22 protein-coding genes are annotated in these 26,098 nt (G+C 64.2%); 5 read left to right on the top strand and 17 right to left on the bottom strand.

Going from position 1 to position 26,098, the window contains the following annotated elements; translation table 11 throughout:
- Positions 1-167 precede the first annotated feature (167 nt).
- The gene (locus IP86_RS24285; protein ID WP_054165010.1) at positions 168-1,043 is read right to left on the bottom strand and encodes a dihydrodipicolinate synthase family protein; all 876 of its coding nucleotides are present in this window, start codon (positions 1,041-1,043) and stop codon (positions 168-170) included.
- 164 nt (positions 1,044-1,207) lie between these two features.
- Here IP86_RS24285 and IP86_RS24280 point away from each other — a divergent pair, with 164 nt between their 5' ends.
- The 3 genes from IP86_RS24280 (at position 1,208) to IP86_RS24270 (ending at position 5,561) form a co-directional block, all read left to right on the top strand.
- The gene (locus tag IP86_RS24280; RefSeq protein ID WP_054165008.1) at positions 1,208-3,316 is read left to right on the top strand and encodes a S9 family peptidase; all 2,109 of its coding nucleotides are present in this window, start codon (positions 1,208-1,210) and stop codon (positions 3,314-3,316) included.
- A 160-nt stretch (positions 3,317-3,476) separates the two neighbouring features.
- Positions 3,477-4,772 carry an O-acetylhomoserine aminocarboxypropyltransferase gene (locus tag IP86_RS24275; RefSeq protein WP_054165007.1) on the top strand — a complete coding sequence of 432 codons (1,296 nt, stop codon included), beginning with the start codon at positions 3,477-3,479 and terminating at the stop codon, positions 4,770-4,772.
- A 3-nt stretch (positions 4,773-4,775) separates the two neighbouring features.
- Entirely contained in the window at positions 4,776-5,561 is a 786-nt protein-coding gene (locus IP86_RS24270; RefSeq protein ID WP_054165006.1) for an alpha/beta fold hydrolase, read from the top strand.
- A 38-nt stretch (positions 5,562-5,599) separates the two neighbouring features.
- Here the strand turns inward: IP86_RS24270 and IP86_RS24265 are convergent, their stop codons facing one another.
- From IP86_RS24265 to IP86_RS24245, 5 genes are all read right to left on the bottom strand, one after another.
- Entirely contained in the window at positions 5,600-6,304 is a 705-nt protein-coding gene (locus tag IP86_RS24265; RefSeq protein WP_054165005.1) for an ABC transporter ATP-binding protein, read from the bottom strand.
- Positions 6,291-8,156, bottom strand: a complete 1,866-nt coding sequence (locus tag IP86_RS24260; RefSeq protein WP_054165004.1) for a branched-chain amino acid ABC transporter ATP-binding protein/permease — start codon at positions 8,154-8,156, stop codon at positions 6,291-6,293. Before IP86_RS24260 ends, IP86_RS24265 begins: the two co-directional genes overlap by 14 nt.
- Positions 8,153-9,028: a branched-chain amino acid ABC transporter permease gene (locus tag IP86_RS24255; RefSeq protein WP_054165003.1), complete on the bottom strand. Its 876-nt coding sequence runs from the start codon at positions 9,026-9,028 to the stop codon at positions 8,153-8,155. The genes IP86_RS24260 and IP86_RS24255 overlap by 4 nt, the downstream gene beginning before the upstream one ends.
- 8 nt (positions 9,029-9,036) lie before the next feature.
- Positions 9,037-10,353, bottom strand: a complete 1,317-nt coding sequence (locus IP86_RS24250) for an ABC transporter substrate-binding protein (protein ID WP_054165002.1) — start codon at positions 10,351-10,353, stop codon at positions 9,037-9,039.
- Positions 10,354-10,426: 73 nt separating this feature from the next.
- Positions 10,427-11,473 (bottom strand): carbon-nitrogen hydrolase family protein, encoded by a 1,047-nt coding sequence (locus tag IP86_RS24245; RefSeq protein WP_054165009.1) that lies wholly within the window; start codon positions 11,471-11,473, stop codon positions 10,427-10,429.
- A gap of 136 nt (positions 11,474-11,609) precedes the next feature.
- On the opposite strand from IP86_RS24245, the gene IP86_RS24240 reads away from it, so the two are divergent.
- Positions 11,610-12,764, top strand: a complete 1,155-nt coding sequence (locus tag IP86_RS24240) for a LysR family transcriptional regulator (RefSeq protein ID WP_245290726.1) — start codon at positions 11,610-11,612, stop codon at positions 12,762-12,764.
- Here the strand turns inward: IP86_RS24240 and cbbX are convergent.
- The 6 genes from cbbX to IP86_RS24210 form a co-directional block, all read right to left on the bottom strand.
- Positions 12,706-13,623: a CbbX protein gene (cbbX, locus tag IP86_RS24235; RefSeq protein WP_054165001.1), complete on the bottom strand. Its 918-nt coding sequence runs from the start codon at positions 13,621-13,623 to the stop codon at positions 12,706-12,708. The genes IP86_RS24240 and cbbX overlap by 59 nt on opposite strands.
- A gap of 2 nt (positions 13,624-13,625) precedes the next feature.
- Positions 13,626-14,048: a ribulose bisphosphate carboxylase small subunit gene (locus IP86_RS24230; RefSeq protein ID WP_054165000.1), complete on the bottom strand. Its 423-nt coding sequence runs from the start codon at positions 14,046-14,048 to the stop codon at positions 13,626-13,628.
- A 158-nt stretch (positions 14,049-14,206) separates the two neighbouring features.
- On the bottom strand, positions 14,207-15,664 hold the full coding sequence (locus IP86_RS24225; RefSeq protein WP_054164999.1) for a form I ribulose bisphosphate carboxylase large subunit: 1,458 nt from the start codon (positions 15,662-15,664) through the stop codon (positions 14,207-14,209).
- 191 nt (positions 15,665-15,855) lie between these two features.
- Positions 15,856-18,471: a PAS domain-containing hybrid sensor histidine kinase/response regulator gene (locus tag IP86_RS24220; protein WP_245290725.1), complete on the bottom strand. Its 2,616-nt coding sequence runs from the start codon at positions 18,469-18,471 to the stop codon at positions 15,856-15,858.
- Positions 18,472-18,572: 101 nt separating this feature from the next.
- Complete coding sequence (locus IP86_RS24215; protein ID WP_054164997.1) at positions 18,573-19,427, bottom strand: response regulator; 855 nt, start codon at positions 19,425-19,427, stop codon at positions 18,573-18,575.
- A gap of 23 nt (positions 19,428-19,450) precedes the next feature.
- Positions 19,451-20,137 carry a response regulator gene (locus tag IP86_RS24210; RefSeq protein WP_054164996.1) on the bottom strand — a complete coding sequence of 229 codons (687 nt, stop codon included), beginning with the start codon at positions 20,135-20,137 and terminating at the stop codon, positions 19,451-19,453.
- Positions 20,138-20,644: 507 nt separating this feature from the next.
- Between IP86_RS24210 and IP86_RS24205 the strand changes: the two genes are divergently transcribed.
- Complete coding sequence (locus IP86_RS24205) at positions 20,645-21,616, top strand: LysR family transcriptional regulator (protein WP_054164995.1); 972 nt, start codon at positions 20,645-20,647, stop codon at positions 21,614-21,616.
- 278 nt (positions 21,617-21,894) lie between these two features.
- Here the strand turns inward: IP86_RS24205 and hemA are convergent, their stop codons facing one another.
- Genes hemA through puhC form a run of 5 tightly spaced genes read right to left on the bottom strand, consistent with a single transcriptional unit; the run spans position 21,895 to position 26,092 of the window.
- The gene (gene hemA, locus IP86_RS24200) at positions 21,895-23,106 is read right to left on the bottom strand and encodes a 5-aminolevulinate synthase (RefSeq protein WP_054164994.1); all 1,212 of its coding nucleotides are present in this window, start codon (positions 23,104-23,106) and stop codon (positions 21,895-21,897) included.
- Positions 23,103-24,173, bottom strand: coding sequence for a putative photosynthetic complex assembly protein PuhE (puhE, locus tag IP86_RS24195; protein ID WP_054164993.1), 1,071 nt, complete (start codon positions 24,171-24,173; stop codon positions 23,103-23,105). Before puhE ends, hemA begins: the two co-directional genes overlap by 4 nt.
- A gap of 13 nt (positions 24,174-24,186) precedes the next feature.
- A complete protein-coding gene (acsF, locus tag IP86_RS24190) occupies positions 24,187-25,290 on the bottom strand; it encodes a magnesium-protoporphyrin IX monomethyl ester (oxidative) cyclase (protein ID WP_054164992.1) in 1,104 nt (367 codons plus the stop codon).
- Entirely contained in the window at positions 25,287-25,592 is a 306-nt protein-coding gene (locus IP86_RS24185) for an O2-dependent cyclase accessory protein (protein ID WP_054164991.1), read from the bottom strand. The genes acsF and IP86_RS24185 overlap by 4 nt, the downstream gene beginning before the upstream one ends.
- Entirely contained in the window at positions 25,589-26,092 is a 504-nt protein-coding gene (gene puhC, locus IP86_RS24180) for a photosynthetic complex assembly protein PuhC (protein ID WP_054164990.1), read from the bottom strand. The genes IP86_RS24185 and puhC overlap by 4 nt, the downstream gene beginning before the upstream one ends.
- Positions 26,093-26,098 lie beyond the last annotated feature (6 nt).

Here is a 26,098-nt window from a genome sequence, read left to right as displayed (position 1 = left end):
CCTTGCGGGGAGGGGTCGGGGGTGGGGGTGCCAAGAGCGAGACCGCAGTGGTGTGCGACAGCCTGCGCCGCAACCGGGGGACGCTGCAAAAAAGCCGTGCCTGGGGACCCCCACCCCCTACCCCTCCCCGCAAGGGGGAGGGGGCGCGCCGCCGCCCGGGGTGGCGGCTAAGCGATCTCTTGCAGCACCTGCTGCACCGCCTTGCGCTCTTCCGCGGTCAGCGGCGCTTGCGGCGGGACCGGGTCACCGACGTCGTAGCCCTGCAGCGTCAAGCCGGCCTTGATGCAGGCGGCGAGGTTGAATTTGGCGAAGGCTTCGTTGACGCGCCATAATTTGCGCTGCAGCGCCATCGCCTCATCCCAGCGCTGCGCTTTGCACAGCTCGTACAACGCAACGCTCTGGCGCGGGGCGATGCAGGCGGGGCCGGCCATCCAGCCGACGCCGCCGATCAGCATCACCGCGGCCGGGATGTGCGCGGACGCCGAGAACACCTGCAAAGACTCTCCGCAGCGGTTGATGATCGACAGCAACCGGCCGGTGTTAGTCGAGGCATCCTTGATGTAGCGAATGCGCGGATGCTCGGCGAGCCGTGCGATGACGTCGAGCGTCAGGTCCGAGCGCTGGAATTGCGGGTTGGTGTAGATCACCACCGGGATATCGACTGCGTCGGCGATGGCGCGAAAGTAACTCTCGATCTGCGCATCCTTGAGCGGGAAATACGCTTCGAGGATCGCAAGGATGCCGGTCGCGCCGAGCTTCTGATACGCCCTCGCCTGCGCCACCGCATCGGCCGTCGAGGTCGACGCCACGCCGGCGACCACCGGCACGCGGCCCGCCGCAGCCTCGATCGTGGCGCGCACCACGGCTTCACGCTGCGCTGGCCCGAGATAGGCGAACTCGCCCGTCGACCCCAGCGGCGTTAGGCCGTGTACGCCGGCCTTGATCAGGTCGTCACACAGCCGGCCGAGGACGTCGGTGCGAACGCGTCCACCCGCATCGAGCGGCGACACCAGATAGGGAAAGACCCCGTGAAATTCAGTTATGGTCTCAGCCACTTGCACGCTCCGCAATGGTCCTGGCCAGCAACGGAACCGGCCGCGTCCTTTCGACCGCAAAGCGGCGCGCGCCGCAAGGGCCAAACTCTGCTAAGCCCATCTCGGCCAACCCACGGCCTTCGCATGCAACGAGACCTGCCCGAGACCTGCCCATGACCCAGCCTTCCCGCACCAGCCAGACGCCCCCGGTCGCACCGCGCCGTCCGCACAGCTTCACCACCCACGGCATCACGCTGACCGACGACTATGCCTGGCTGAAGGACCCGAACTGGCAGGAAGTGCTGCGCGACCCGTCGCTGCTGGAGCCGGACATTCGGGCCTATCTCGAGGCCGAGAACGGCTACACCGAGAGCGTGCTCGGCCACACCGACGCGCTGCAGAAGAAGCTGGTCGCGGAAATGCGCGGCCGCATCAAGGAAGACGATTCCAGCGTGCCGCTGCCGGACGGGCCTTACGCTTATTTGCGCAAGTATCGCGACGGCGGCCAGCATCCGTTGTACGGTCGCACGCCGCGGGATGGCGGCGAGCTCGACGTCATCCTCGATGGCGACGAGTTGGGCAAGGGGCTCGAATACTTTGAGTTCGGCGACCGGCGGCACTCGCTCGACCACAGGCTCGAGGCCTGGAGCGCCGATACCAAAGGCTCGGAGTACTACACCATCCGGGTGCGAGACTGGGCGACCAAGCAGGACCTGCCCGACGTCATCGAAGAGACCGACGGCGGCGTGGTGTGGACCGCCGATTCGTCGGCGTTCTTCTACGTCAAGCTCGACGACAACCACCGCCCGATGCAGGTGTGGCTGCACAAGCTTGGCACCGCGCAGGACAACGATCTGCTGGTGTACGAGGAGAAGGACTCCGGCTGGTTCACCCATATTCACGAGAGCACCAGCGGCCGGTTCTGCGTGATCGCCGGCGGCGACCACGAGACCTCGGAGCAGCGGCTGATCGACATCGCCGATCCGACCGCGCCGCCGCGGCTGGTCGCGGCGCGCGAGCTCGGCGTGCAATATTCGATCGGTGACCGGGGCGACGAGTTGTTCATCCTCACCAATGCGGACGGCGCGATAGACTTCAAGATCGTCACCGCGCCGCTGGCCGATCCGGTGCGCGCCAACTGGCGCGACCTGATCCCGCATCGCGAAGGCATCTACATCATCGACTTCGATCTGTTCTCCGGCCATTTGATGCGGCTGGAGCGCGCCAACGCGCTGCCGTCGGTGACCATCCGCGATCTCACCAGTGGCGACGAGCACGCCATCGCGTTCGACGAAGCCGCCTACTCGCTGTCGGCCTCAGGCGGCTATGAATTCGATACCACGACGATGCGTTTCTCCTATTCGTCGATGACGACGCCGTCGGAAGTGTACGACTACGACATGGCGACGCGCCAACGCGTGCTGCGCAAGCGCCAGGAGATCCCATCCGGCCATAATCCGGCCGACTACGTCACCACGCGGATTTTCGCGAAGGCCGACGACGGCGCCGAGGTGCCGGTGTCGATCCTGCATCGGGCCGGCCTCACGCTCGACGGGCAGGCACCGCTGCTGCTGTATGGCTACGGCTCCTACGGCCACGCCATGGGGGCGGGCTTTTCGACCAACGCGCTGTCGCTGGTCGATCGCGGCTTCGTTTATGCCATCGCGCACATCCGCGGCGGGGCCGACAAGGGCTGGGGCTGGTATCTCGACGGCAAGCGGGAGAAGAAGACCAACTCGTTCGACGACTTCGCCGCCAGCGCCCGCGCGCTGATCGCCGCGAACTACACCAGCGCCAAGCGCATCGTCGCCCACGGCGGCAGTGCCGGCGGCATGCTGATGGGCGCGGTTGCCAATCGCTCGGGCGAGTTGTTCGCCGGCATCGTTGCCGAAGTGCCGTTCGTCGATGTGCTCAACACCATGCTGGACGACAAGCTGCCGTTGACGCCGCCGGAATGGCCGGAGTGGGGCAACCCGATTCAGAGCGAAGCCGACTTCAACACCATCCTCTCCTATTCGCCCTACGACAATGTCGCGGCGAAGGACTATCCGGCGATCCTGGCGATGGGCGGCCTCACCGATCCCCGCGTCACCTATTGGGAGCCGGCCAAATGGGTGGCGAAGCTGCGCACCACCATGACGGGCGGCGGGCCGGTGCTGTTGCGCATCAACATGGGCGCCGGCCACGGCGGCGCCTCCGGCCGCTTCAGCCGCCTCGACGAAGTCGCCATTGTCTATGCGTTCGCGCTGTGGGCCGTCGGCCTGGCTGACGCGACGGCGTGAGCGTGGCATAAGAGCTCTAACACCGCCCTCTCCCTCGTCATTGCGAGGAGCGCAGCGACGAAGCAATCCAGCTCCATGCACCAAGCTTCTGGATTGCTTCGCTTCGCTCGCAATGACGGATCCCAACTAACAAGCCATCAGGAAACAACCCGAGCACATCATGGCCGCACCCAAACCGCCCGGATTTGAAACCCTCAGCCTGCACGCCGGGCAACATCCCGATCCACTGACCGGCTCGCGCGCGGTGCCGATTTATCAGACGACGTCCTACGTATTTCAGGACACCGACCACGCCGCCGCGCTGTTCAACATGGAGCGGCCGGGGCATCTGTACACCCGCATCTCCAACCCGACGATCGCCGTGCTGGAAGAGCGTATCGCCGCGCTGGAAAACGGCGTCGGCGCGGTGGCGACCGCGAGCGGCATGGCGGCGCTGCATCTGGCGATCGCCACGCTGCTCAATGCCGGCGACCACATCGTCGCCTCGTCATCGCTGTATGGCGGCACGATCAACCTCCTGGCGCACACGATGCCGCGCTTCGGCATCACCACAAGCTTCGTCAATCCGCGCGATCACGCCGGACTGAAGGCTGCGATCAAGCCAAACACCCGGCTGATGATCGGCGAGACCATCGGCAATCCCGGCCTGGAAGTGCTCGACATTCCGAAAGTCGCTTCGATCGCCCATGACGCGAAGATCCCGCTGCTGATCGACAACACTTTCGCGACGCCGTATCTCAGCAAGCCGATCGAGCTCGGCGCCGACATCGTCATGCATTCGGCGACCAAATGGCTCGGCGGCCACGGCATTGCGATCGGCGGCGTGCTGGTCGATGGCGGCCGGTTCGACTGGCGCGGCTCCGGCAAATTCCCGACGCTGACCGAACCCTACGCGGGCTACCACGACGTCGTCTTCGACGAGCAGTTCGGCCCGCCGGCTTTCGTCATCCGCGCGCGGATGGAAGGGCTGCGCGATTTCGGCGCGTGTCTGTCGCCCACCAATGCGTTCCAACTGCTGCAGGGCATCGAGACACTGCCGGTGCGGATGGATCGCCACGTCGCCAACACCAAGGCGGTGCTGGACTTCCTCGGCAGCAGCAAGGCGGTCGACTGGGTGCTGCATCCGACCCTGGAGAGCCACCCGGACTACGCGCTGGCGCAGCAGCTGCTGCCAAAGGGCGCCGGCTCGATCATCTCGTTCGGCATCAAAGGCGGCCGCGCCGCCGGGCGAAAATTCATCGAAGCGCTGCGGCTGACCAGCCATCTCGCCAATGTCGGCGACGCCAAAACGCTGGTGATCCACCCGGCCTCGACGACGCATCAGCAGATGAGCGCGGAGCAACTCACCGCTGCTGGCATCGGCGAGGAACTGATCCGGCTGTCGGTCGGCATCGAGACCGCCGAGGACATCATCTCCGACCTGGCGCAGGCGCTGCGCGTCTCCCAGAAGGGCTGAGCCATGCAGATCAACGTCAACGAGACTGACACCTTCGTCGCCACCGGCGGCCAGCCGTTCGATGCAGCGCTGCCCGCTGCGGTTTTCATTCACGGCGCCGGCTTCGATCATTCGGTGTGGGCGCTGCAGACGCGCTGGTTCGCGCATCACGGCTACGCCGTGCTGGCGCCCGACCTGCCCGGCCACGGCCGCTCCGGCGGCGAGCCGCTGACCACGATCGCCGAGATGGCCGACTGGATCGCCGCGCTGCTCGACGCCGTCGGCGCGCAGCCGGCCAGGCTGATCGGTCACTCCATGGGCTCGCTGATCGCGCTGGAGACCGCCGAGCGGCACCCGGCCAAGGTGGCGTCACTGGCGCTGATCGGCACCACCTCGACCATGGCGGTCGGGCCCGATCTGCTGAAGGCCGCCGAGGCCGACGACCCTGCCGCGGTTGCGATGATGACGATCTGGGGCCTCGGCCCGGATGCGGAGATCGGCGGCAACCTCGCCCCCGGTCTGTGGATGCACGGCGGCTCGGTGCGGGTGCTCGAAGCCAACAAGCCCGGCGTGATCTTCAATGATCTCTCCGCCTGCAACGACTACAAGGACGCTCTGGCGGCGACGGCGAAGGTGACGGTGCCGACGCTGCTGATCCTCGGCGAACGCGACATGATGACCCCGACCAAGAACGGCAAAACGCTCGCCGCCGCGATTGCGGGTTCACGCACCGTGATCCTGAAAGGCGCCGGTCACACCATGATGGTCGAGCGCCCGGACGAGGTGCTGAAGGCGCTGCAGACGGGCTGAAGTGCTGGCGGCGCCATCGAGAGCCGTACGCGCCCTGGTCAGGACGCCACCCCCAGAAAATCGCGGGCCATCCCGGGGTTGGCGTTCAGGTCCGCCGGGGTGCCCTCGAACACGACATGGCCGTTGTTAAGACCATAGACACGGTTGGCGAAGCTGAGCGCCGCGGCAACGTTCTGCTCGACGACAATCATGGTACGACCTTCCGCGGCAAGATCACGCGCGACCGCGACCAGGTCGCGCACGATCAACGGCGCGAGGCCTTCAAAGGGCTCGTCGAGCAGGATGATACGCGCGTCGCGGATCAGCGCCCGAGCGATCGCCAGCATCTGCTGCTCGCCGCCGGACAACGAACGGCCGGCCGATTTGCGCCGCTCCTTGAGCCGCGGAAACACCTCGTAGATCCGTTCGAACGTCCAGGCGTTCGGCGCGGTCAGCGCCGCGATGCGCAAGTTTTCTTCGACCGTGAGGCCGCCGAAGATCGCGCGCTCCTCGGGCACGAGTTGCACGCCCATGGCGGCGATCGCCGATGGCGGCATTCCGGCGATCGGCTTGCCATCGAGGCGGATAGCGCCGCTGCGCGGCGACAGCACACCCATGATCGAACGCAGCGTGGTCGTCTTGCCGGCGCCGTTGCGGCCCAGCAAGGCCACCACCTCGCCCTGCTCGACCCGGAGCGACAGGTCGAACAGCACATGGGAATCGCCGTACAGCGTGTTGATGCGGTCGACTTCAAGCAGGCTCATGGGCGTGCAACCCTCCGAGATAGGCGTCCTGGACAGCCGGGTTGCGACGGATTTCATCGGCCGTGCCGTCCGCCAGCAGCCGGCCCTCGTACAGAACGGTGATGCGTTCGGCGAGACCGAAAATGGCGTCGAGATCGTGCTCGACGATCACCACCGTGCGGGCGCGGGCGATGTGGCGGATGAACGCACAGGTCGCTGCCCTTTCCGCCGGGCTCATGCCGGCCAGCGGCTCGTCGAGCAGCAGCACGTTCGGGCTGGTCGCCAACGCCATCCCGATTTCGAGCCGGCGCTTCTCGCCGTAAGCCAGCACATGGGCCGGCGTATCGGCCCGCTCGACGAGGTCGAGCATCGCCAGGATCGAGGCGATCTGCGCTTCTACTTCCGCAAGACTGTCCGCCGGCCGCAGCAGATCGAAGCGCAGTGGACCGCGGCTGCGGGCCAACGCCGCGATCCGCAGATTCTTCCGCACCGACAGGTTGGGGAACAGCTGATTGAGCTGATTGCTCTTGGCGATGCCGAGTTGCGCGGCACGGCTGACGCCGCAGCCGGTGACCTTCTCGCCGAACAACAGCACCTCGCCGGCCGTCGGGCTGACCTCGTCGAGCAGCATCTTGAACAGCGTGCTCTTGCCGGCTCCGTTGGGGCCGATTACGGCGTGGATCGATCCGCGCCGCACCTTGAAGGAGACGCCGTCGACGGCTTTCAGACCGCCATAGTAGCGAGCCAGCGATCGGGCTTCGAGCGCTGTCTCGCTGTCGCCCGTCGCGAGCTCGGCCAGCGGCAGATTCACATCCGCACGCTTCGTCACGTCGCCGGTGGCGGCGTCGATATTGTGGGCCTCGATCGCCTCGGTCTTCGCTTCGGCCGCGCGCAGTGCGGCTTGGTTACGGCGCTCGTTCCACCAGTGTACGATTTCGCCGCAGATGCCTCGACGCAGACCGATCACGAGCACGATGAAAGCGATGCCCAGAACCAGCTTCCACAGCATGGCGAAGCCGGGGATGAGTTGCAGATTGTCACGTAGCCACAGCCATACGGTGGCGCCGACCAACGGTCCGATCAGCGTGCCGGCACCGCCGACGATGGTCTGCACCACCAACTGGCCGGATGTCTCCAGCGAGAATGCGTCGGGCGGCATGTAGCTCTGGAACGAGCCGAGCAGTCCGCCGGCGAGACCTGCATAGAGCGCGGCAAGCACAAAGGCCGTCAACTTGTAGGCCCGAACATTGTGACCGAGCATCGCCACGCGGCCGGTGTTCTCCTTGATCGCCAGCAAGACCGCGCCGACCGGCGAACGCACGATCCGCCGCGCCAGCACGTAACCGAGAAAGAAGATCACCGCGAACAGCACGTACATCGGCAGCCCGGCGGTGATGCGGAAGGCATGGTCGCCGAAACCGAGCACGGGGACCGGTACGCCGGCGATGCCGTTCTCGCCGCCGGTGTAGTCGGTCAGAATCGAGTTCTCGACGAAATACGCCATCTGGCCGAAGGCCAGCGTGATCATCGTGAAGTAGATGCCGATCCGGCGCACGGCGAACCAACCGACCACAAGGCCGAAGACACCGGCCGCCCCCGTTCCCGCGAGCAGAGCGAGCCAGACACTCCCCAGCGCGCCGGACACCAGCAGATAGGCGGTGACGAACCCGCCGACGCCGTAGAACGCGGCCTGACCGAATGACAGCAGGCCGGTCAGACCGAACAGGATATCGAAGCCGAGGCCGATCAGCCCCCAGTTCAACACGCGCGTGAGCAGGTCGGTCGAGAAACCCAACGGCTTCAGCACCACCGGCGCCGCGACCAACGTGAGCAGGACCACGAGCTCGGGAATGTATGTCCTCGCCCGTTTCATGACCGCCCTTCCGAGCCGAACAGGCCCTGCGGACGCATCACCAGCAACAGCGCCATCAGCGCATACAGCATGACCTCCGAATAGGAAGAGTTGAAAGCGCTGGTCAGGCTGATGATCTCGCCGGCGATCAGGCCGCCGACGATCGCACCCGGGAACGACCCGAGGCCGCCGAGTACGATGACGACGAACGATTGTGCCATGAAGTTCGCGCCCATGTCCGGCGACACTGCGACCACCGGGGCATAGAGCATTCCGGCGAGCCCCACGGCGACGATGCCGATGGCGAACACCAGCAAGAAAGCGCGGCGGACGTTGATTCCGAGGATGCCGACCATGCCCGGATTCTCGATACCGGCGCGCACCACCAAGCCCATCGATGTGCGGTAGAGCACGAGATAGAGCGCGAGCAGCAATCCGGCGATGATCGCAATCAGTTGCAGCCGATAGGTCGGATAGATCAGAAAGCCGAGCTGCGTGGCGCCCTGCCCCCAGGACGGTACGGGAACGCGCTGAGCGTTACCGCCGAACACCGCACGAATACATTCGACCAGCACGATACCAATGCCGTAGGTGACCAGGATCTGGTCCTCATGCGGTCGATCGTAGAAGTAGCGGATGATGACGCGCTCGAGCAGAAAGCCGAGCACCAGCATGAAGCCGCAACCGAGCACGATCGCCAGCACGAAAGACGAGGTGTATTGCAGCAGCAGGAAGACCGCGTAGGCACCCACGGCGAATAGCGCACCGTGGGCGAAGTTGAGCACGCCGAGCGTGCCAAGGATGATCGTCAGCCCGCTACTGACCAGCGCCAGCAGCGTGCCGAGAGCCAAGCCGTTGAAGGCCTGCGAAACGAGAACGGGCCAACTCGGCATGACGATCCTCAGGTGTAGGGGCCGAGCTTACAGCCGAAGAAGTCGGGTGAATTCATCACGCTTTCACCATCGACGATCTCGACGATGTCGAAGAAGTCTTCCTTGTGCTTCATCTCCGCGGGCTTCTTGCCGCGCAGGATCGGGATCGGCCGAACCATCTGATGATCTTCGGCGCGATAATACACCTTGCCGATCGTCGTGTTATAAGGCTGCGACTTGGAGCTTTCCATCACCTTGATGACTTCGACCGGATTGAAGGTGTTGGCGCGCTCGATCGACAACGCCCACAGATAGGTCTGCATGTAGCCGATATGGGCGCCCCAGCGCGGGTGGTACTTGTTCTGTGCGACGAAGCTCTCGACGAAGGTCTTGGCGAGCGGGAAGGTGTCCTGCAGTCCGAACCAGAAATCGCAGCTGCCGTAGACGCCCTGCATCAGCTCGGCGCCGAGCTCCTTGTCCTGGAAGGACGACAGATTGGGCACGACGAGCTTCATGCGCTTGAGCACGCCGAATTGCTCGGCCTGCTTGGTCGACGCGACCGAGTCGGTGCCGAAGGCAATATTGACGAATACGTCGGCGCCGCTGTTGGCGATGTTGAGCAGCGCCGAAGAGTAGTCGGTTGTCCCGAGCGGCACCACTTCCTTGGCGACCTGCTTCCAGCCCTGCTCCGTCGCAAACTTGGAGAAGCTGTCGTAGACGCTGTGGCCGTAGCTGTAGTCCGGCACAAGGAACGCCATCTTGATGTTCTTGCCGAGCGCCTTGGCGACGACCGGCGCGAGGCCCTTGGCGGCCATATAGGCATTCTGCTGAGAACGGAAGCCGTAGCGCTGACAGTTCTTGCCGGTGATGTCGTTGGAGCCGGCAATGCCGACCATGTAGAGCACCTTCTCGCGCGAGCCGAGTTCTTCGAGCGCGATCGCGCTCGAGCTCGACACCGAGCCAGCCACCATGATGGCCTTGTCGCGTTGGATGAACTGCGTGGCGCTCTGCACGTCGAGGTTCGGCTTGCCCTCGGTGTCCGAGATCTTGTAGCGGATCTGCCGGCCGAGCACGCCCTTCCCTTTGAGTCCCCAGCTCTGGGCGATATCACCGCCCGCATTGATCTGCGCGATGGCCAGATCGTAGCCGAGCTTGAGATCGCTGCCGTCGCCGGAGAACACACCGGTTAGCGGGATGGTCAGGCCGACGAAGACCGAGTCCGCGAAGACCCCGTCCGGGAACGTGCCGATGGTCGCCGGCGACTGAGCAAATCCACGCCCTGGTAGCAGCAGGCCGGTTGCAGCGCCGACTCCTCCGAGCAAAAGCTGCCTGCGATCACACTGCATGTCACAACCTCATCGAGTTCGATCACCACCACCATTGGCGGTGAACAGGGTTATGGAAAGGGGCCCAGGGAAGCTAGAAACCGATCCGCGAGGCCTGCGGTGCGCGGACCGCATCCGCCTCGACTCCGTCGGCAGCGGCCGGCATCTCGTCGTGATTGAAGGTCGCCGGCACCAGGCGTCGGCGATTGACGGCGAGCTCGAAAATATCGAAGCGATTGTAGTAGCCGACGACGTCGTGAAACTGTTTCGGCTCGACACATTGGTTGAGGTCGATGTCGGCATACAGGATGCCCTCGTCCTCGCAGAGCGCGTCCCCAATCTGCTCGCCGGTCGGATCCAAAAAGAACGTCGCCGCGCGCGGCGTGCCGTCGAGCACCGCAGCGATCGACGGATCGCGCGCCACCAGCATGTCGCGCGCAGCCTTGTCGAGCATCCCGGCGGTGGCCAAACCGAAGACCTTCGCCTCGAAGCAATGCGCACTCGCGCGAATGCGCGTCGCGGTGGCGATCTGATAGTTGACACCATCGGCAGGACGCCGCGTCGGCCAGATCGGCGGCCAGCTCGAGATATGAAACTGCTCGCCCTGCGCCATCAGCGCATAGCGCGCCAACGGGTTGGTGTTCTCACCGCAGATCAGCTGGCCGATTTTTCCGATCCGCGTGTCGACCACGCGCAGGCCGGCACCGTCGCCGCCGCTCCAGATCAATTTCTCATAGAACGTCGGCACCAGCTTGCGGTGGTGATTGAGAATCTCTCCATCCTCGCCGATCAGCAGATTGCTGTTCCAGATGCCGCCGACGCTGGCCGAGGATTTCTCGCTGATCCCGATCGATACGATGATGCCGAGAGTTCGCGCTTCATCGCGAATGGCTTTGATCTCCGGTCCATCGACGAGCACCGACTGTTCGGCCATCCGCACGAACAGGTCGTGGTTGTCGATTGGCGCCCAGAGGGCAGCCCACATCGGAAACGCAGGGATGAAAGTCTCGGGGAATGCAACCAGAGCAGCACCTTGGGCGGCTGCCTCACGGATGAGCCACAGCGCCTTTTTTGTAGTCGCAGCCTTATCGAGAAACACCGGTGCTGCGTGGACCGCGGCCGCCTTGAATCGAGGAAGCATGTCATCGTCCTTTGTTTGCAACAGGCTAGGTCGCTTCTGATCGCGGCGGGTAGAGGCAATCCTGCAAGCCGCCTTGCATGCAGCGACAATGCGTCTCGGCGGCGTCCACTGGCACGGCTTTTGCCAATGTCACCCCATGAAAGACTTCAACTCGCTCGACTGGGACGACCTCAAAGTGTTCTTGCATGCGGCCCGCGGCGGCAGTCTCGGCAGTGCGGCCAAACGCCTGAAGGTCGATCAATCCACCATCAGCCGTAAGATCGCGCATCTTGAGAGCGCGCTGGGCATCGCGCTATTCGAGCGACTTCCGTCCGGACTACGGGTAACAGAGGTCGGCGACCGCTTGCTGTGCCATACCGAACGGATCGAGAGCGCAGTCATCGCGATGCGCGAGGACGTGCAATGCGGCAGCAGCCGAACGGCCGGGCGCGTTCGTCTAGCGACGATGGAAGGCATTGCATCGCTCTACCTAGCCGCGCGCTTCTCGCGGCTTCGCCGGCAGCATCCCAATCTGACGGTGGAGTTGTTGACATCGCCGCAGACCGTTTGGGTCAATCGCCGAGAGGCCGACCTCTTCCTCAGCTTTTTCCGGCCCCGTGGCCAGGGCATGGTTTCGGAGCGCATCGGATGCTTCGAGCTGGGTCTCTACGCCTCACAGGACTATCTCGATCAGCACGGCACACCGCAGTCGGCGACGGATCTCGCTCGGCATCAGTTCATCACCTACATCGACGATCTCATCCAGCTCGACTCGATTCGATGGCTGGACGACATCATCAAGAATCCTACTGTCAGTTTTCACTCCAACAGCATGATTGCGCAGATGAACGCCGCCGCCGGCGGTCTCGGCCTGGTCTTGCTACCGAGCTTCGCCGCCAAGGATCGCGACGATCTAGTGCCGGTGCTGCACGACCGAATGTGGACGTCGCGAGACGTCTGGATCAATGTCCACACCGATCTGCAGTTCGTGCCGCGTATTCGCGCGGTGTCGAGTTTCTTGAAAGCGACCTTCAAATCCGACTCGATCATGCAGGCTGCCCCGCCGGCGGGGCTATCTACGGCACCCTCAGATGGTAGCAGACCTCGCGATGAACGCCGGCCGGAAGCCGTGATCAGCGAATTGACCGAACCATGTGTCGATTCCGCACTAGCCCTGATCTCCATGAGCACCACTGCCCGCGCTTCGGGAACGGCCTCACACGACCTGGCTTCGCTATCCATGGATCCGGATTCTACCCTTCCTTGCCGAACACTCGGCTCGCCAGTACGTCGCCGGCCTCAATCGTCATGATATCCTCGGCGCTCAGCGAGCGGTCGAGGTCGGCGATCAGGCGGTTGGCTTGGCGGAGGCGGATGCGGTCCAGCGCATTGCGGATCGAGCGGGCGTTGGCGAACAAAGGCTGGGTCTTGCGCACCGCGATGTAGCGTTCGAACGCGGCCTTCGCGTCCGCGTCAAAGCGATAGTTCTGTTCGCTCAACATCCCCTCGGCGATGCCGAGCAGCTCGCCATCGGTGTAGTCGGGGAAGTCGATGTGGTGGGCGATGCGCGAGCGGAAGCCGGGATTGGACGCGAAGAACTTCTCCATCCGGTCGGCATAACCAGCCAGGATCACCACCAGATCGTCGCGCTGGTTCTCCATCACCTGCAGCAGGATCTCGATCGCCTCCTGGCCGTAGTCGCGTTCGTTCTCGGGACGATACAGATAGTAGGCCTCGTCGATGAACAGCACGCCGCCCATCGCCTTCTTCAGCACTTCCTTGGTCTTCGGCGCGGTGTGGCCGATATATTGGCCGACCAGTTCGTCGCGCGTCACCGAGACGACGTGGCCGCGGCGCACGAAGCCGAGCTTGTGCAGGATCGAGGCGATGCGCAGCGCCACCGTGGTCTTGCCGGTGCCGGGGTTGCCGGTGAACGACATGTGCAGCGTCGGATTGCCGGTGGCGAGCCCCATCCGCTTGCGCAGGCGTTCGACCAATAGCAGCGCCGCGATCTCGCGGATGCGGGTCTTCACCGGCTTCAGCCCGATCAGCTCGCGATCGAGCTGATCCAGCACCTCGCCAATGCCGACGGCATCGAACTCGGCGCGGAGGTCGACGCGCTCCGGCGGCGCGTCGCTCTCGTTGCTGGCTGCGGGAGTCGTCGTGTCCACGATCAGCCTCCGTAGCGACGGCCTTCAGGCTTGTCGGCCGAATAGGCGCGCGTGGTGTAGCGCATGTTGCGGCCGTCGACCTCCTGACGATCGAGCCGGAAGCCGGGCTCGTCCTTCGGCCGGTTGACGATGAACGACAGCCGCACCGACTCCCAGCCGTGGCTGGAGTCGAACGCCGACAGCCGGATGTAGCGGTCGCCGTAAACCTTGCGGCATTCGTTCAATTCCATCATCACGCCGGCGGCGTCCTGCAGGTCGAACATCGGCAGGCCCCACATCTCCCAATAAGTATTGCGGGGATGCGGGTCATCGGTGAATTCGAGGTTCACAGCCCAGCCCTTGCCGAGCGCATATTGCACCTGTGCGGAGATCTGCTCGTCGGTGAGATCGGGCAGGAACGAGAAACAGCCTTGTGTCAGTCTCATGGAAATGGCTCCTTGATTTTCGCCGTGCACCGAAAGCCTCCGTCATTGCGAGCGAAGCGAAGCAATCCAGCGCAGTGCACTAGGCCTCTGGATTGCTTCGTCGCTTCGCTCCTCGCAATGACGCGTCAAGGCCGATCGGCCGGCGTCTGTTGAGGTTGTTAGACCGACACCGACGGAGTCGGCGCGTAGTCGGGGGTATCGGTGGATTCGTAGTTGAAGGTCACGTTCTTCCAGGTGTCGAGCGCGGCCTTCAGCGGCGTGCAGGTCTGCGCCGCCTTGGCGAGAATTTCCGGGCCTTCGTGCACGTAGTCGCGACCTTCGTTGCGGGCGAGGATCATCGCCTCCAGCGCGACTCGGTTGGCGGTGGCGCCGGCCGCGATGCCCATCGGATGGCCGATGGTGCCGCCGCCGAACTGCAGCACGACGTCTTCGCCGAGCAGGTCGAGCAGCTGGTGCATCTGGCCGGCGTGAATGCCGCCCGACGCCACCGGCATCAGCTTGTTGAGGCTGGCCCAATGCTGCTCGAAGAACACGCCGTTCTCCAACTTCATCGGATTGTAATCATCGCGACAGATGTCGTAGTAGCCCTTGGTGGTCGCCGGATCGCCTTCGAGCTTGCCGACCACGGTACCGGCATGGATGTGGTCGACGCCAGCCAGCCGCATCCACTTGGCGATCACGCGGAACGACACGCCGTGATTGCGCTGCCGCGTATAGGTCGAGTGACCGGCGCGGTGCAGATGCAGGATCATGTCGTTCTTGCGCGCCCACTTGGCCATCGACTGGATCGCCGTGTAGCCGATCACCAGGTCGATCATCACGATGATCGACCCGATCTCCTTGGCGAACTCGGCACGCTCGTACATGTCCTCCATGGTCGCCGCGGTGACGTTGAGATAGGTGCCCTTGATCTCGCCGCTCGCCGCCTGCGCCTTGTTGACCGCCTCCATGCAGTACTGGAAGCGTTCGCGCCAATGCATGAACGGCTGCGAGTTGATGTTCTCGTCGTCCTTGGTGAAGTCGAGCCCGCCCTTGAGCGCTTCGTAGACGACGCGGCCGTAGTTGCGGCCCGACAGGCCGAGCTTCGGCTTGACGGTGGCGCCGAGCAGCGGCCGGCCGAACTTGTCCATGCGCTCGCGCTCGACCACGATGCCGGTCGCCGGGCCCTGGAAGGTCTTCACATAAGCGATCGGCAGCCGCATGTCCTCGAGGCGCAGCGCCTTGAGCGGCTTGAAGCCGAACACGTTGCCGATGATCGACGCGGTGAGGTTGGCGATCGAGCCCGGCTCGAACAGATCGAGATCGTACGCGATGTAGGCGAAGTACTGGCCGGGGCCGTTCGGCACCGGATCGACACGATAGCACTTGGCGCGATATTTCTCGGCCGCGGTCAGCCGGTCGGTCCACACCACCGTCCAGGTCGCGGTCGAGCTTTCTCCGGCGACCGCCGCGCAGGCTTCGATCGGATCGACGCCGTCCTGCGGCGTGACCCGGAACAGCGCGATGACGTCGGTGTCCTTCGGCTCGTAGTCGGGCTCCCAATAGCCCATCTTCTTGTATTCCATCACGCCGGACCGATAGCGGTCCTTGCCGCGGATGGTGACTGACTCGTTCATGTCGTCCTCCTTGAAAGCCTAACGGGCGAAGGGCCGCAGGTTGGTCGGACGCCGTTCGGAGGCTGGCGAGATGGCCGCCGCAGATCCAGTCGGCATCGCAAATGCGTTCGGAGGGACTTTGATCACAACGGCAATAATAAGAGAAATTTCATTATCTTCGATATCGTCAAAGTAAATCTTATAACCTGGACTCAGGCGATTTCCTGGAGAGCTTCGAGTTCGACCAGCGCATTGTCGATCGCAGCGTGGAGCGCGGTGTGAGCGTCGGCGAAGTCCTGCGCGCGACCACAACTGGCCGTCTCCATCCGGCGGCAAGCCTCCGCGAGCTGACTGAAGCCGAGCTGCCCGGCCAGCGATATCGCCTTGTGGGCGATGGCGCCGAGCGCCTCTCGTGCCGTCTGATCGGCCGCCTCGTGATCGACGCGGCTGGCGTCGATATCGCGAGGCCATTGGGCCCTGATGCAGGCGATCGTCTCGGAGAGCTGCGCCGCAAAGCCGGCGATCACCTGCTCGTTTGCAAACAGCCGGAGATCGTCGAGCGCATCCTGATCGCACACCGGCAGCGCCACCTCGACGCCGGTGGGTGCCAATGGTGCCGATGGGACATCCGTGATCGCTCCGTCGATCCAGCGGGCGACGCAGGCGAGCAGTTCGGCCCGATTGATCGGCTTGCCGAGATGATCGTCCATCCCGGCAGCCTTGTAGCGCGCGACCTGTTCGGGAAGCACGTTCGCCGTGAGCGCGATGATCGGCACCACGCTGCGGCCATCGCCCAGCGCGCGGATGCGCCGGGTCGCTTCCAAGCCGTCCATCTCGCCCATCTGGACGTCCATAAAGATGAGGTCGTAAGTGCGGCTGCCGGTCATCGCGATCGCCCTGCTGCCGCTGTCCGCCAGATCGACTTCGTGTCCGGCCCTGCCGAGCATCGTTTGGCAAAGATCGCGGTTCATCTCGACGTCGTCGACGACGAGAATCCGCGCACTCCGGCTGCACGCCACCGGCGCATCGTGCCGGTCGATATCCATCTGGTCGGCGACCGGCAGATCGATGTCGAAATAGAAGGTACTGCCGACGCCCGGCTTGCTCTCGATCTTCAGTTCCCCCTGCATCGCGTGCACGATGCGTTGCGAGATCGCCAGACCGAGACCCGTGCCGCCGTATTTCCGTGAGATCGTCTCGTCGGCCTGGCTGAATCGCCTGAACAGTCCCTTCTGCTCCTCCTCGGAAATGCCGATGCCGGTGTCGGTCACTGCAATCCGCAGCCGGGCAATGTTGCCGGCGCGCGACAAGCAGGACACGACCAGCTCGACCGAGCCGGTCGCGGTGAACTTCACCGCGTTGTTCATCAGATTCAGCAACACCTGACGCAGCCGCGCGGCATCTCCGATCAGCACCGACGGCGTCGCGCGCGCCGTTGCGATCAATTGAAGGCCCTTCTCATCCGCCTTGGGCTCGATGATGGAGGCGCAATTGGCGATAAGCTCCTCGAGGTAGAGCGGCTTACTCTCCAGCTTGATGCCGCAGGCCTCGATCTTCGAGAAGTCGAGAATGTCGTCGATGATCACGCGCAGCGAGTCGCTGGCCTCGAAGATACGAGACACCTGTCGGCGCGTGTCCGGAGCCAGCGTCTGATCTTCGAGCACGAGATCCGCATAGCCGATGATGCCGTTCAATGGGGTGCGGATTTCATGGCTCATATTCGCCAGGAAATCGGCTTTGGCGGCGCTGGCTTGCTCCGCGCTTGCGCGCGCGGCCTTGAGCTCGTTCTCGTATTTGAGCTGCTCCGTCAGGTCGACAGCAATCCCCAGAACCCCGAGATTGGTGCCGTCTTTCGTGCGCAGCAGGCTGAGCGTCAGCCGCGTGGGGATGCGGTTGCCGTATCTGTCGATGTAGGTCCAGACGGCCGTGTCCGGATCGCTTCGGGCGAGCCGCGCGCGAAGAACACCGAGATTGGAGGCGACATAGACGCCCTCCTTCCTCATCGCCTCGGCTCGTTCGGCGAGTTCGTCCGGATCGTGAAACAGCATCGCCGTCGCCCGCCCGATCAGTTCCTCCGCCCTGTAGCCCAGCATCCGTTCGGCGGCCGGGTTGAACAACGTGATCGTGCCTGAAACGTCGGTGGCGATCACCGCATAGGCCGCGCGTTCGAGGATGGCGGTCTGCAGCGTCAGCGTCTTTTCGAGCTGCGCCGTTCGCTCGGCGACCTGCCGCTCGAGCGAGGCGTTGAGATTGTGAATTTCCCGCTCGGCCTGGACCAGATCGGTAATGTCCCGCGCAGAGGCCGCCAGCCCGATCAACGTGCCGTCGTCGGCTCTGACCGGCGAAATGCTCAGAGCGACGTCGACCAGATCGCCGCTCGCCTTCTTCCGCTTGGTCCAGAGATAGGCGAAGGATGTCCCGCCTCGGATACCGGCGAGAATCTGCTGCTCCTCCTCCCGCAGATCCTCCGGCACGATGAGGTCGCTCGCATTGCGGCCGATCGCCTGTTCGGCGGTATAGCCGAACAACCGCTCGGCCGCCTTGTTCCAGCTCAGAACAGCGCCGTCCATCCCCTTGCCGACGATCGCATAATTGGAGCTTTCGACGATCGCGGCCAGATGCGCGTAATGACGCATTCGCACATCGCGACGCTCGAGCCGGGTCACATGCAGCTCGATCAGCCCGGCGATCAGCAGACCGACGGCCAGCGAACTGCCGAGGATCCACCACGGAATGTCCAGCGCCCAGCTGCCGAACGTCTCCCACGACGGCGCGTCTTCCGAAGCGACCCGGCCTGCCACGACGCTCAACGCAACGATGACGGCCACGCCGCCAAGACGTGCGACGGAGCGCCCGCCTCTGCGCTCCGGCAGTCGCCGGCTCGGCATCGGAGCGCCCTCGAACTTGCGTTTTGTAGGGTCCAGTCGGATCACGGCTGCGACCTGTCCTCGACGACCGACTCCATCCTGGGACCCGGGCAGCAATAATGCTGAATGGTCTCGAACAATCCGCTGACGTCGAACGACTTCTTGAAGATGCCGATGGCACCGGGATAGCCCAGCACGTCGCGCTTCAGCAGCTTTTCGGTCGGCTCGTCGATGTCTCTGCCGCTGAGGACGATCACCGGAGTCTGCGCGGTGGCCGGGTTGCTGCGCAGCCGGGTGATCAGAAAGCCGGCGTCGCCTTCCGGCATGTGATAGTCCGTCACGACCACGCTCGGATATTGCCCCGCCGCCAGCCGCACCGCCCGCGCCGCGTTGGGCGCATATAGAACTTCGATGCCGAGTTTTCTCAGTCGGCTGGTGAGAAATTCGCCGATCTGCTCGTCGTCGTCGACGACCAGCACCCGAGGACGGGTCGGCACTTCGACGGACGTCTTTGTCTGCGGCCCGGTCTCGGCCGCAATCGCTTCGGCCATCTGCGGGAAAATCTGGATGAGCGCACGGCCGATGTCATGCCAGAACGCCGTTCGCTTACACGCGTAGAACATCCCCATCGCCTCGCAGCGCTCCAGAGTCTCGAGGTTCGAGATGCCTGTCACCACGATGACGTCAACCGGTGGCCCTCCCGGTTCGAGCAGGTGAAACGAGGCTGTGAGCCCATCCAGCTCAGGCATGTTGACGTCGACGATGATCAGATCCGGCGAGGTCCTGCGCGCCTTCAGCAGCATCTGCAGGCCGTTCGCCGCGGTATCGACCTGAAACCCCATTTTTCGACAGCGCGCCGACAATGCTGCGAGAATCGCCGGGTCGTCATCCGCAATCAGAATTCTGCGCGCATCCATTCGGCTCTCTCCAGATTGTGCGATCATGCCGGCCGTCCCTCTTTGTGTTGATCGAGCTGCTCCAGCAGTTCGTCGAGACGGCACAGAACGTCGGCACGGGCCGCAATGCCGCAAGCGAAGCCATGGAGTTCCAGCTCCAGACGGGCCGCCGCTTCGCTGATCGCCTCGTATCCGTAGAGCCCCGCGACGCCGACGAGCTTGTGCACGAGTTCGCGCATCGACGTCGCCGTGTCTCCCGCAGCGAACGTGCGCCGTAGCTCGCAAAGAGCAGCTCGGTCGTCGTCGAGCCGACGGCCGATTGCGATATCCGGAGGCTCCACTTTCTCTTGATCTGCCGCGGCAAGATCGAGATATCCGCGGACACTACTGACGAGTTCGCGCAGATTGAACGGCTTGGCGATCACGCCCGAGGCGCCGCGCGAGACGAACCGATCGATATGATCCAATCGGCTGCGGGAGGTGGTGAAGACCACGGGAATGCCCATGGTACTCGCCCGGTTTCGTAGGCGTTCGAGCAATTCGAGGCCGTCGACTCCCGGCATCGAGACGTCACTCAGGATCAGGTCCGGAAGCCATTCAGCCGCGGTGCGCACACCTTCTTCGCCGGAGAGGCAGCCTTTTGTTTCGAGAGTCGGATCGACAGAGAGCACTGCAGCGACGATCTTCAACATCGCCGGGTCGTCATCGATATGCAGAATACGACTCCTCACAGGCAAGCCCCCTGTCCGCAACGAAGCTGTCGGTTGGCACGATGGAAACAATTCGATTAGTTTGAGAAATACATCTGCTACGCGAACTCTGATCGTTTGCACGCTAATATACCGTTTAAATGAGGCTGATTCTCCCCGGAAACAAAGGCATTTGGCCTGTTACTCGTCATTGAACGGGGATACGTCGCAATCGATGCATTTCCTGAATTTGTACGAGGTCAGGCTACGATGAACTACGTATTGGCGTTTTGCAGCTCGCGCCCCCGTCGCGGAAGCGCCTTGTCGACTGACGGAGTGGAGGGTGATGCAAGGCGACTTGGTAAGTAGCTGGCCGCCGTTCCGGGCGCCCCATCCCGGCTCACGACGGCCGGCGACCTAGTCCGGTTGCAAAACCAGACCGGCCTGCCGCTAGCGCCGGCGCGAATGCTTCGCCGCGCTGTTCAATGTTGACCGCCTTGGGGGAATAGCCGACACTTCACGAAAGTCCCCGCACGCAGTATTCGTTCGATGAGCCGTCAATTTCGAACCGTCTCGATCCGCCAACTCCGCGCGCTCGCGGCGCTGGCCGAGACCGGCAGCATCACGGCGGCGGCAAACAAGCTGCATCTGACTCAGCCGGCCGTGACGCTGCAGCTCCGCAACCTGCAGGCTCTGGCGGGCGTCCCACTGATCCAGCGTCGCAACGACGGCATGCAGCTCACGGACGCGGGCCTCGAGGTGTTGGCGCTCAGCGAACGCATCGAGGCCGCGATCGCGGCCTGCGACACCTCGTTGGAAATGATCGCTGGCAAAACCGCGGGGCGCATCTCGATCGGCGCGGTGTCGACGGCAAAGTACTTCGTGCCGTTCGCGATCTCGGGATTTCTGAAACAGAACCCGAAGATCGACGTGCGGCTATTCATCGGCAATCGCCAGGATATCGGCGCCGCGCTGCGCGGCTACGAGCTCGACATCGCCATCATGGGGCGGCCGCCGGTCGACATCGAGGTCGAAACCCACCTGATCGGCGATCACCCCCATGTCATCATCGCGCCGACCGCGCATCGGCTGGCGCGCAAATCCGACATCGCGCTCACCGAACTCGCCGGCGAGACGTTTCTGACCCGCGAGCCCGGCTCGGGCACGCGGAGCCTGATGGAGCAGCTGTTCGGCAATGCGGGCATCCGGCCGACCATCGGCATGGAGATGGGCAGCAACGAGACCATCAAGCAGGCGGTGATCGCCGGCCTCGGCATCGCCTTCCTGTCGGCCCACACGGTCGCGACCGAGCTCGACGAGCGGCGGCTGGTGATCCTGGACGTGGTCGGGCTGCCGGTGGTGCGGCAGTGGTTCGTGGTGACGCGCAACGACAAAGTCCTGCTGCCGCCGGCGCGGGCGATGCTCGACTTCCTCAAGATCGAAGGCCCGCATTTTCTGCCGCGCACCGACCGACGACTGCGGCTGACCCGGCCATCGACCGCGGCAGGGAAGCGAGGCTGACAACGTCCGTCAGTGCTGGCGCCACGTCTTGCATGGACGGCACCGCCCGGCGCCGTCACTGAAGCGATCTCCGTCTCACGTCATTGCGAGCGCAGCGAAGCAATCCAGCTGCGCAGTATACGGCGGTGGACTGCATCGTCACGGAGCCTGTACGCGGGCGGCGCGGAGTGCCGATCCGGGTACTCCGCGCAATGACGAAAAACGCCCAACGCGCGCCTCGCGGCGCGCGTTGCAGTTCTGGCTCGATTGCGACCGTCCAGCGACCGCGCTGAGGGGGCTCAGGCGGCCTTAGCCAACCCGACCCGCGCCCAGATTTCGCTGAGGGCTTGCACCAGATGCTCGATGTCGGCGTCGGTGTGCTGGGGCGACGGGGTGATACGCAGGCGCTCAGTGCCGCGCGGCACCGTCGGGTAGTTGATCGGCTGCACATAGATGCCGTAGCGGCTGATCAGCTCGTCGCTGATCTGCTTGCACAGGGTGGCATCGCCGACCATCACCGGCACGATGTGGCTCGGGTTCGCCATGTGGGCGACGCCGGCCTGATCGAGGCGGGCGCGCAGTCGCGCCACGCGATCCTGGTGACGCTCGCGCTCGACCGAGCTGGCGCGCAGATGCCGGATGCTGGCCAGCGCGCCAGCTGCGACTGCAGGCGGCGGCGAGGTCGAGAAGATGAAGCCGGATGCGAAGCTGCGGACGAAATCGCACACCGCGGCCGAGCCGGCGATATAGCCGCCGACCACGCCGAACGCCTTGGCCAGCGTGCCTTCGATGATGGTCAGGCGATGGCTGAGCCCCTCGCGGTCGGCAATGCCGCCGCCGTTCGGGCCGTACAGGCCGACGCCGTGGACTTCGTCCAGATAGGTCATCGCGTTGGCCGCGTCGGCGACGTCGCAGATCTCGGCGATCGGCGCGATGTCGCCGTCCATCGAGTAGACCGATTCGAACGCCACCAGCTTCGGCGCATGCGGGTCGAGATCGGCGAGCTTGCGCTCGAGGTCGCGCGGGTCGTTGTGGGCGAAAATGCGGGTTTCGCTGCGGCTGTGGCGGATGCCTTCGATCATCGACGCGTGATTGAGCTCGTCCGACAGAATCACGCATCCCGGCATTCGCGACGCCAGCGTCGATAGCGAGGCCCAGTTCGAGACGTAGCCGGAGGTGAACAGCAGCGCGGATTCTTTGACGTGCAGCGCGGCGAGTTCCTGCTCGAGCAGAACGTGGTAGTGATTCGTGCCTGCGATGTTGCGGGTGCCGCCGGCACCGGCGCCGCAGCTGTCGAGCGCTTCGTGCATCGCCTTCAGCACCGCCGGGTGCTGGCCCATGCCGAGATAGTCGTTTGAGCACCACACCGTGACTTCGCCGGTGCCGTCCGGCTTGTAGTGCGTGGCGCGCGGGAAAGCGCCGGCATGGCGTTCGAGATCGGCGAAGACGCGATACCGGCCTTCACGATGGAGGCCTTCGAGCTGCCTGCGGAAATAGGCTTCGTAGTTCATGACGTCCTCCCGTTGATCGTTGCGGCCGGCTCGGCAGCGATGCCGACCCGGGCCGAGGCCAGTCCGCTGCGCGGATGCTGTTCGAGGAAAGTCTGACGGAATTGATCTTCGAGGCGCTGGCGGGCACAGCTCGACCGCGCCTTCGGCGCTTCGTCGTTACGGGCGGTCGGAACGACCACCAGCTGCGGTCCGGCAGCGGTCCGGGCCTCGGCGCCGGCCGGCGTCTCTGAAATCTGCGTCGGCGCGGCATGCACGGACGCAGCGGCGATGGTGGACGGATTCTGTTCCATGATGATGCTCTCCGGCGAGAAACCTGGACGAATGCCCCAGCTCCAAAGTGTGATGGCAGGCAGCGGTAGCAGCATGAACCAATGCTCGACGACGCCAAGTGCGAACAAAGTCGATACCAGCGTCAGGCCGACCACTTCGAACGGCGTATCCGCGACTTCGACGATGCGCTGGATCATCACCACCAGCACTGCCGTCGCCGCAGTTACCGAGATGGGGAAAAAAGCGCTGACCGGTTTGCGCGCGAAATAGGTCTTCAGGAACTGAACGGCGTCCGGCATCAGCTCGTCATTGGTGACGGGCACGCCAAGAAACAGATTGATCTTGGCGCTCTGCCGCAGCACCCACAGCGCCAGATAGGTCCAGCGGCCGACCTCGTTCTCGGCGCCGAGGGTGACCCAGACCACCACCGCGCCGCAAGCGAGCAGGCAGATCTCGTGATAGATGATCGCCTGCAGCGCGTAGCTGAAGCGCGCGAAGCCCTTCGCGTCTGGCGGGCACGGCTCGGCGCGAGGCCCGGTCAGCCAGCCCGAGAGAAACGCGATCTCCTGGGCGCCCCACAGGAAGATGATGCAACTGAACGCCATATAGGCCGCGCCGACGCTGGTGTCGTTCGCGGTGACCGACAGGCCGCACAGCGCGATCGTGACCATCCCGCCCGCGCAGACCGCCCGAAGCAGCTCCGAGCGGCCGACGCTGCCGACCAGCAGCAGCACCGCGCCGGTGGAGAACCACCAGACGAAGGCCGCGAAGATCGGTGGACCGAGATAGGACACCATCGCGCCAGTCTCCTCACCACGCCGGCCGCAGGCCGATGACGCGGGGCAGTTCGTTGCGTTTTGCCGGCAGCAAGAACAGCCGGCCGAAAGCAACGGCGGCCGACAACGCATAGAACGGCCGCTTCAGCCGGCCGACGAAACCCTGGCTGCGGGTTTCGGCGATCTTGTCCGCGGCTTTCCGGAGGCGCTCCAAATTGGCGAGGAAACGCGGATCGTCGAGATTAATCATCACCGGAAAGACCTGCTTGGAGATCTCGGTGGTGATGCGGAACACCTGCATGCCGTAATCGGTGGCGTCGACGCCGAGCGCCTCGTAGAACGCGGGGCGCATGTGGTCGCGCACATACATCGTGGCGAACACCGCGAGCAGGAAGAAACGGATCCACAGCTTGTTGACGCCGGACAGCAGCGACGGATCGGCGCGCATCAGCAGCGCGAACGCCTCGCCGTGGCGGAACTCGTCGTTGCACCAGCGCTCGAACCATTTGAAGATCGGATGGAAGCGACGCTCCGGATGCCGCTCCATCTGGCGGTAGATCGTGATGTAGCGGGCGTAGCCGATCTTCTCCGACAGATAGGTCGCGTAGAAGATGAACTTCGGCCGGAAGTAAGTGTACTTTTTTACCTTGGTCAGGAACGACAGATCGACGCCGATGCCGTGATCCTTGAGGATTTCGTTGATGAAGCCGGCGTGCCGCGCTTCGTCGCGGCTGAGCAGGCCGAACAGTTCGCGGATTTCGGGATTCTTGATCCGCTTCTTGATCTCGGCGTACAGCACGCAGCCGGAGAACTCTGCGGTCAGCGACGAGACCAGGAAGTCCTTGAACTCGGCGCGCAGTTCCGGCGGCAGCTTGTCGAGGCTGCTTTCGAGAAACTCATCGGTCTTCTTGAAGTGCGACTTGTTGTAGTCGGCACGCAGCTCGTTCATCATCGCGTTCCATTCGGACCGCACCAGCGTGACGTCGAGCTTGTCCATCGCCGCGTAATCCGTGGTGTAGAACCGCGGCGTCAGGATGGTGTCCTCTTTGGCGATGTTGAGGCTGTCGACGCTGCCCTTGATCGCGGGCCGAGACGTCGGTCGAAGCGCGCCCTGCGCGCCACCCTCCATTGGAATCATGAAACCCTCCCATCTGAGAAGCTGACTTCGTAGAGTTCGGTCAGTTCGCGATAACCTTCCAGCCGCGCGCGGATCTTGTCGAGCCAGCCGGCCCGCACCACCGTCGCGGTGCGGCGAACGACCAGCCGTTCGCCGAATTCGACGTGGGTCGGCGCGTCGTGGACCATCACTTCGTCGCCGGGGCCGATCTCGATGTCGCCATCGAGGATCACGTGGGCATGGAGAGTTTCCGACGTCTGCTCGATTTCCACCGTGCAGGGGACGTCGAAGCTTGTGCGTTTCCCGATCCCGAACGTGCTCATTGCGAGCCGTCCTTGTGCTTGTCGTTGGTTTGTTTGTCGTTGGCTGTCCCGACCGTCGGGCCGGGCATCAGCTGGGAGAAGGCGCGGAGGTTGTCCGCACCGAAAGCGTTGAGGTCGAGCACCTTGCGGGTGGCCGTGTCGGTCAGCGTGTACTGGCCGTTGCTGTGGCGGGCGAGCACGAAAGGCGGCGCCGCGCCGACGCCAGCGAGCATCCGCTCGCGCGCCAGCCCGCGCATCGCCACGCGAACGAAGCCGGATTCGCCCGGGTGAATCGAACGAACCAGGCTGTGATCGCTCGCACGATAGATGTTGACCAGCCCGTCGGGACTATCTTCGAACGTCAAGTCGACGCTCTCCACGACGGCCGGCGGCGTCATGTGAGAATGTCCGTAGCCGGTCAGGCGGACGGTCGCACCGGCGCCGATCGCAAACAGTACGATCGCGGCGGCGCCGATCAACGCGCCCTTGGGGACGGAGAAATTTTCGGCGGCCTCACTCATATCGAT

It is taken from the genome of Rhodopseudomonas sp. AAP120 (assembly GCF_001295845.1).
GTDB lineage: Bacteria > Pseudomonadota > Alphaproteobacteria > Rhizobiales > Xanthobacteraceae > Rhodopseudomonas.
Note: the sequence above shows the minus strand (reverse complement) of the source record. Positions and strands in the feature narration are given on the sequence as shown.

Coding starts and splice junctions, on each gene's coding strand:
- hemA (WP_054164994.1), bottom strand. CDS start 23,106: ATGAACTACGAAGCCTATTTCCGCAGGCAGCTCGAAGGCCTCCATCGT.
- IP86_RS24185 (WP_054164991.1), bottom strand. CDS start 25,592: ATGAGCACGTTCGGGATCGGGAAACGCACAAGCTTCGACGTCCCCTGC.
- IP86_RS24230 (WP_054165000.1), bottom strand. CDS start 14,048: ATGAGACTGACACAAGGCTGTTTCTCGTTCCTGCCCGATCTCACCGAC.
- IP86_RS24275 (WP_054165007.1), top strand. CDS start 3,477: ATGGCCGCACCCAAACCGCCCGGATTTGAAACCCTCAGCCTGCACGCC.
- IP86_RS24260 (WP_054165004.1), bottom strand. CDS start 8,156: ATGAAACGGGCGAGGACATACATTCCCGAGCTCGTGGTCCTGCTCACG.
- puhE (WP_054164993.1), bottom strand. CDS start 24,173: ATGGTGTCCTATCTCGGTCCACCGATCTTCGCGGCCTTCGTCTGGTGG.
- IP86_RS24205 (WP_054164995.1), top strand. CDS start 20,645: ATGAGCCGTCAATTTCGAACCGTCTCGATCCGCCAACTCCGCGCGCTC.
- puhC (WP_054164990.1), bottom strand. CDS start 26,092: ATGAGTGAGGCCGCCGAAAATTTCTCCGTCCCCAAGGGCGCGTTGATC.
- acsF (WP_054164992.1), bottom strand. CDS start 25,290: ATGATTCCAATGGAGGGTGGCGCGCAGGGCGCGCTTCGACCGACGTCT.
- IP86_RS24280 (WP_054165008.1), top strand. CDS start 1,208: ATGACCCAGCCTTCCCGCACCAGCCAGACGCCCCCGGTCGCACCGCGC.
- IP86_RS24245 (WP_054165009.1), bottom strand. CDS start 11,473: ATGCTTCCTCGATTCAAGGCGGCCGCGGTCCACGCAGCACCGGTGTTT.
- IP86_RS24265 (WP_054165005.1), bottom strand. CDS start 6,304: ATGAGCCTGCTTGAAGTCGACCGCATCAACACGCTGTACGGCGATTCC.
- IP86_RS24255 (WP_054165003.1), bottom strand. CDS start 9,028: ATGCCGAGTTGGCCCGTTCTCGTTTCGCAGGCCTTCAACGGCTTGGCT.
- IP86_RS24240 (WP_245290726.1), top strand. CDS start 11,610: ATGAAAGACTTCAACTCGCTCGACTGGGACGACCTCAAAGTGTTCTTG.
- IP86_RS24270 (WP_054165006.1), top strand. CDS start 4,776: ATGCAGATCAACGTCAACGAGACTGACACCTTCGTCGCCACCGGCGGC.
- IP86_RS24215 (WP_054164997.1), bottom strand. CDS start 19,427: ATGGATGCGCGCAGAATTCTGATTGCGGATGACGACCCGGCGATTCTC.
- IP86_RS24250 (WP_054165002.1), bottom strand. CDS start 10,353: ATGCAGTGTGATCGCAGGCAGCTTTTGCTCGGAGGAGTCGGCGCTGCA.
- IP86_RS24225 (WP_054164999.1), bottom strand. CDS start 15,664: ATGAACGAGTCAGTCACCATCCGCGGCAAGGACCGCTATCGGTCCGGC.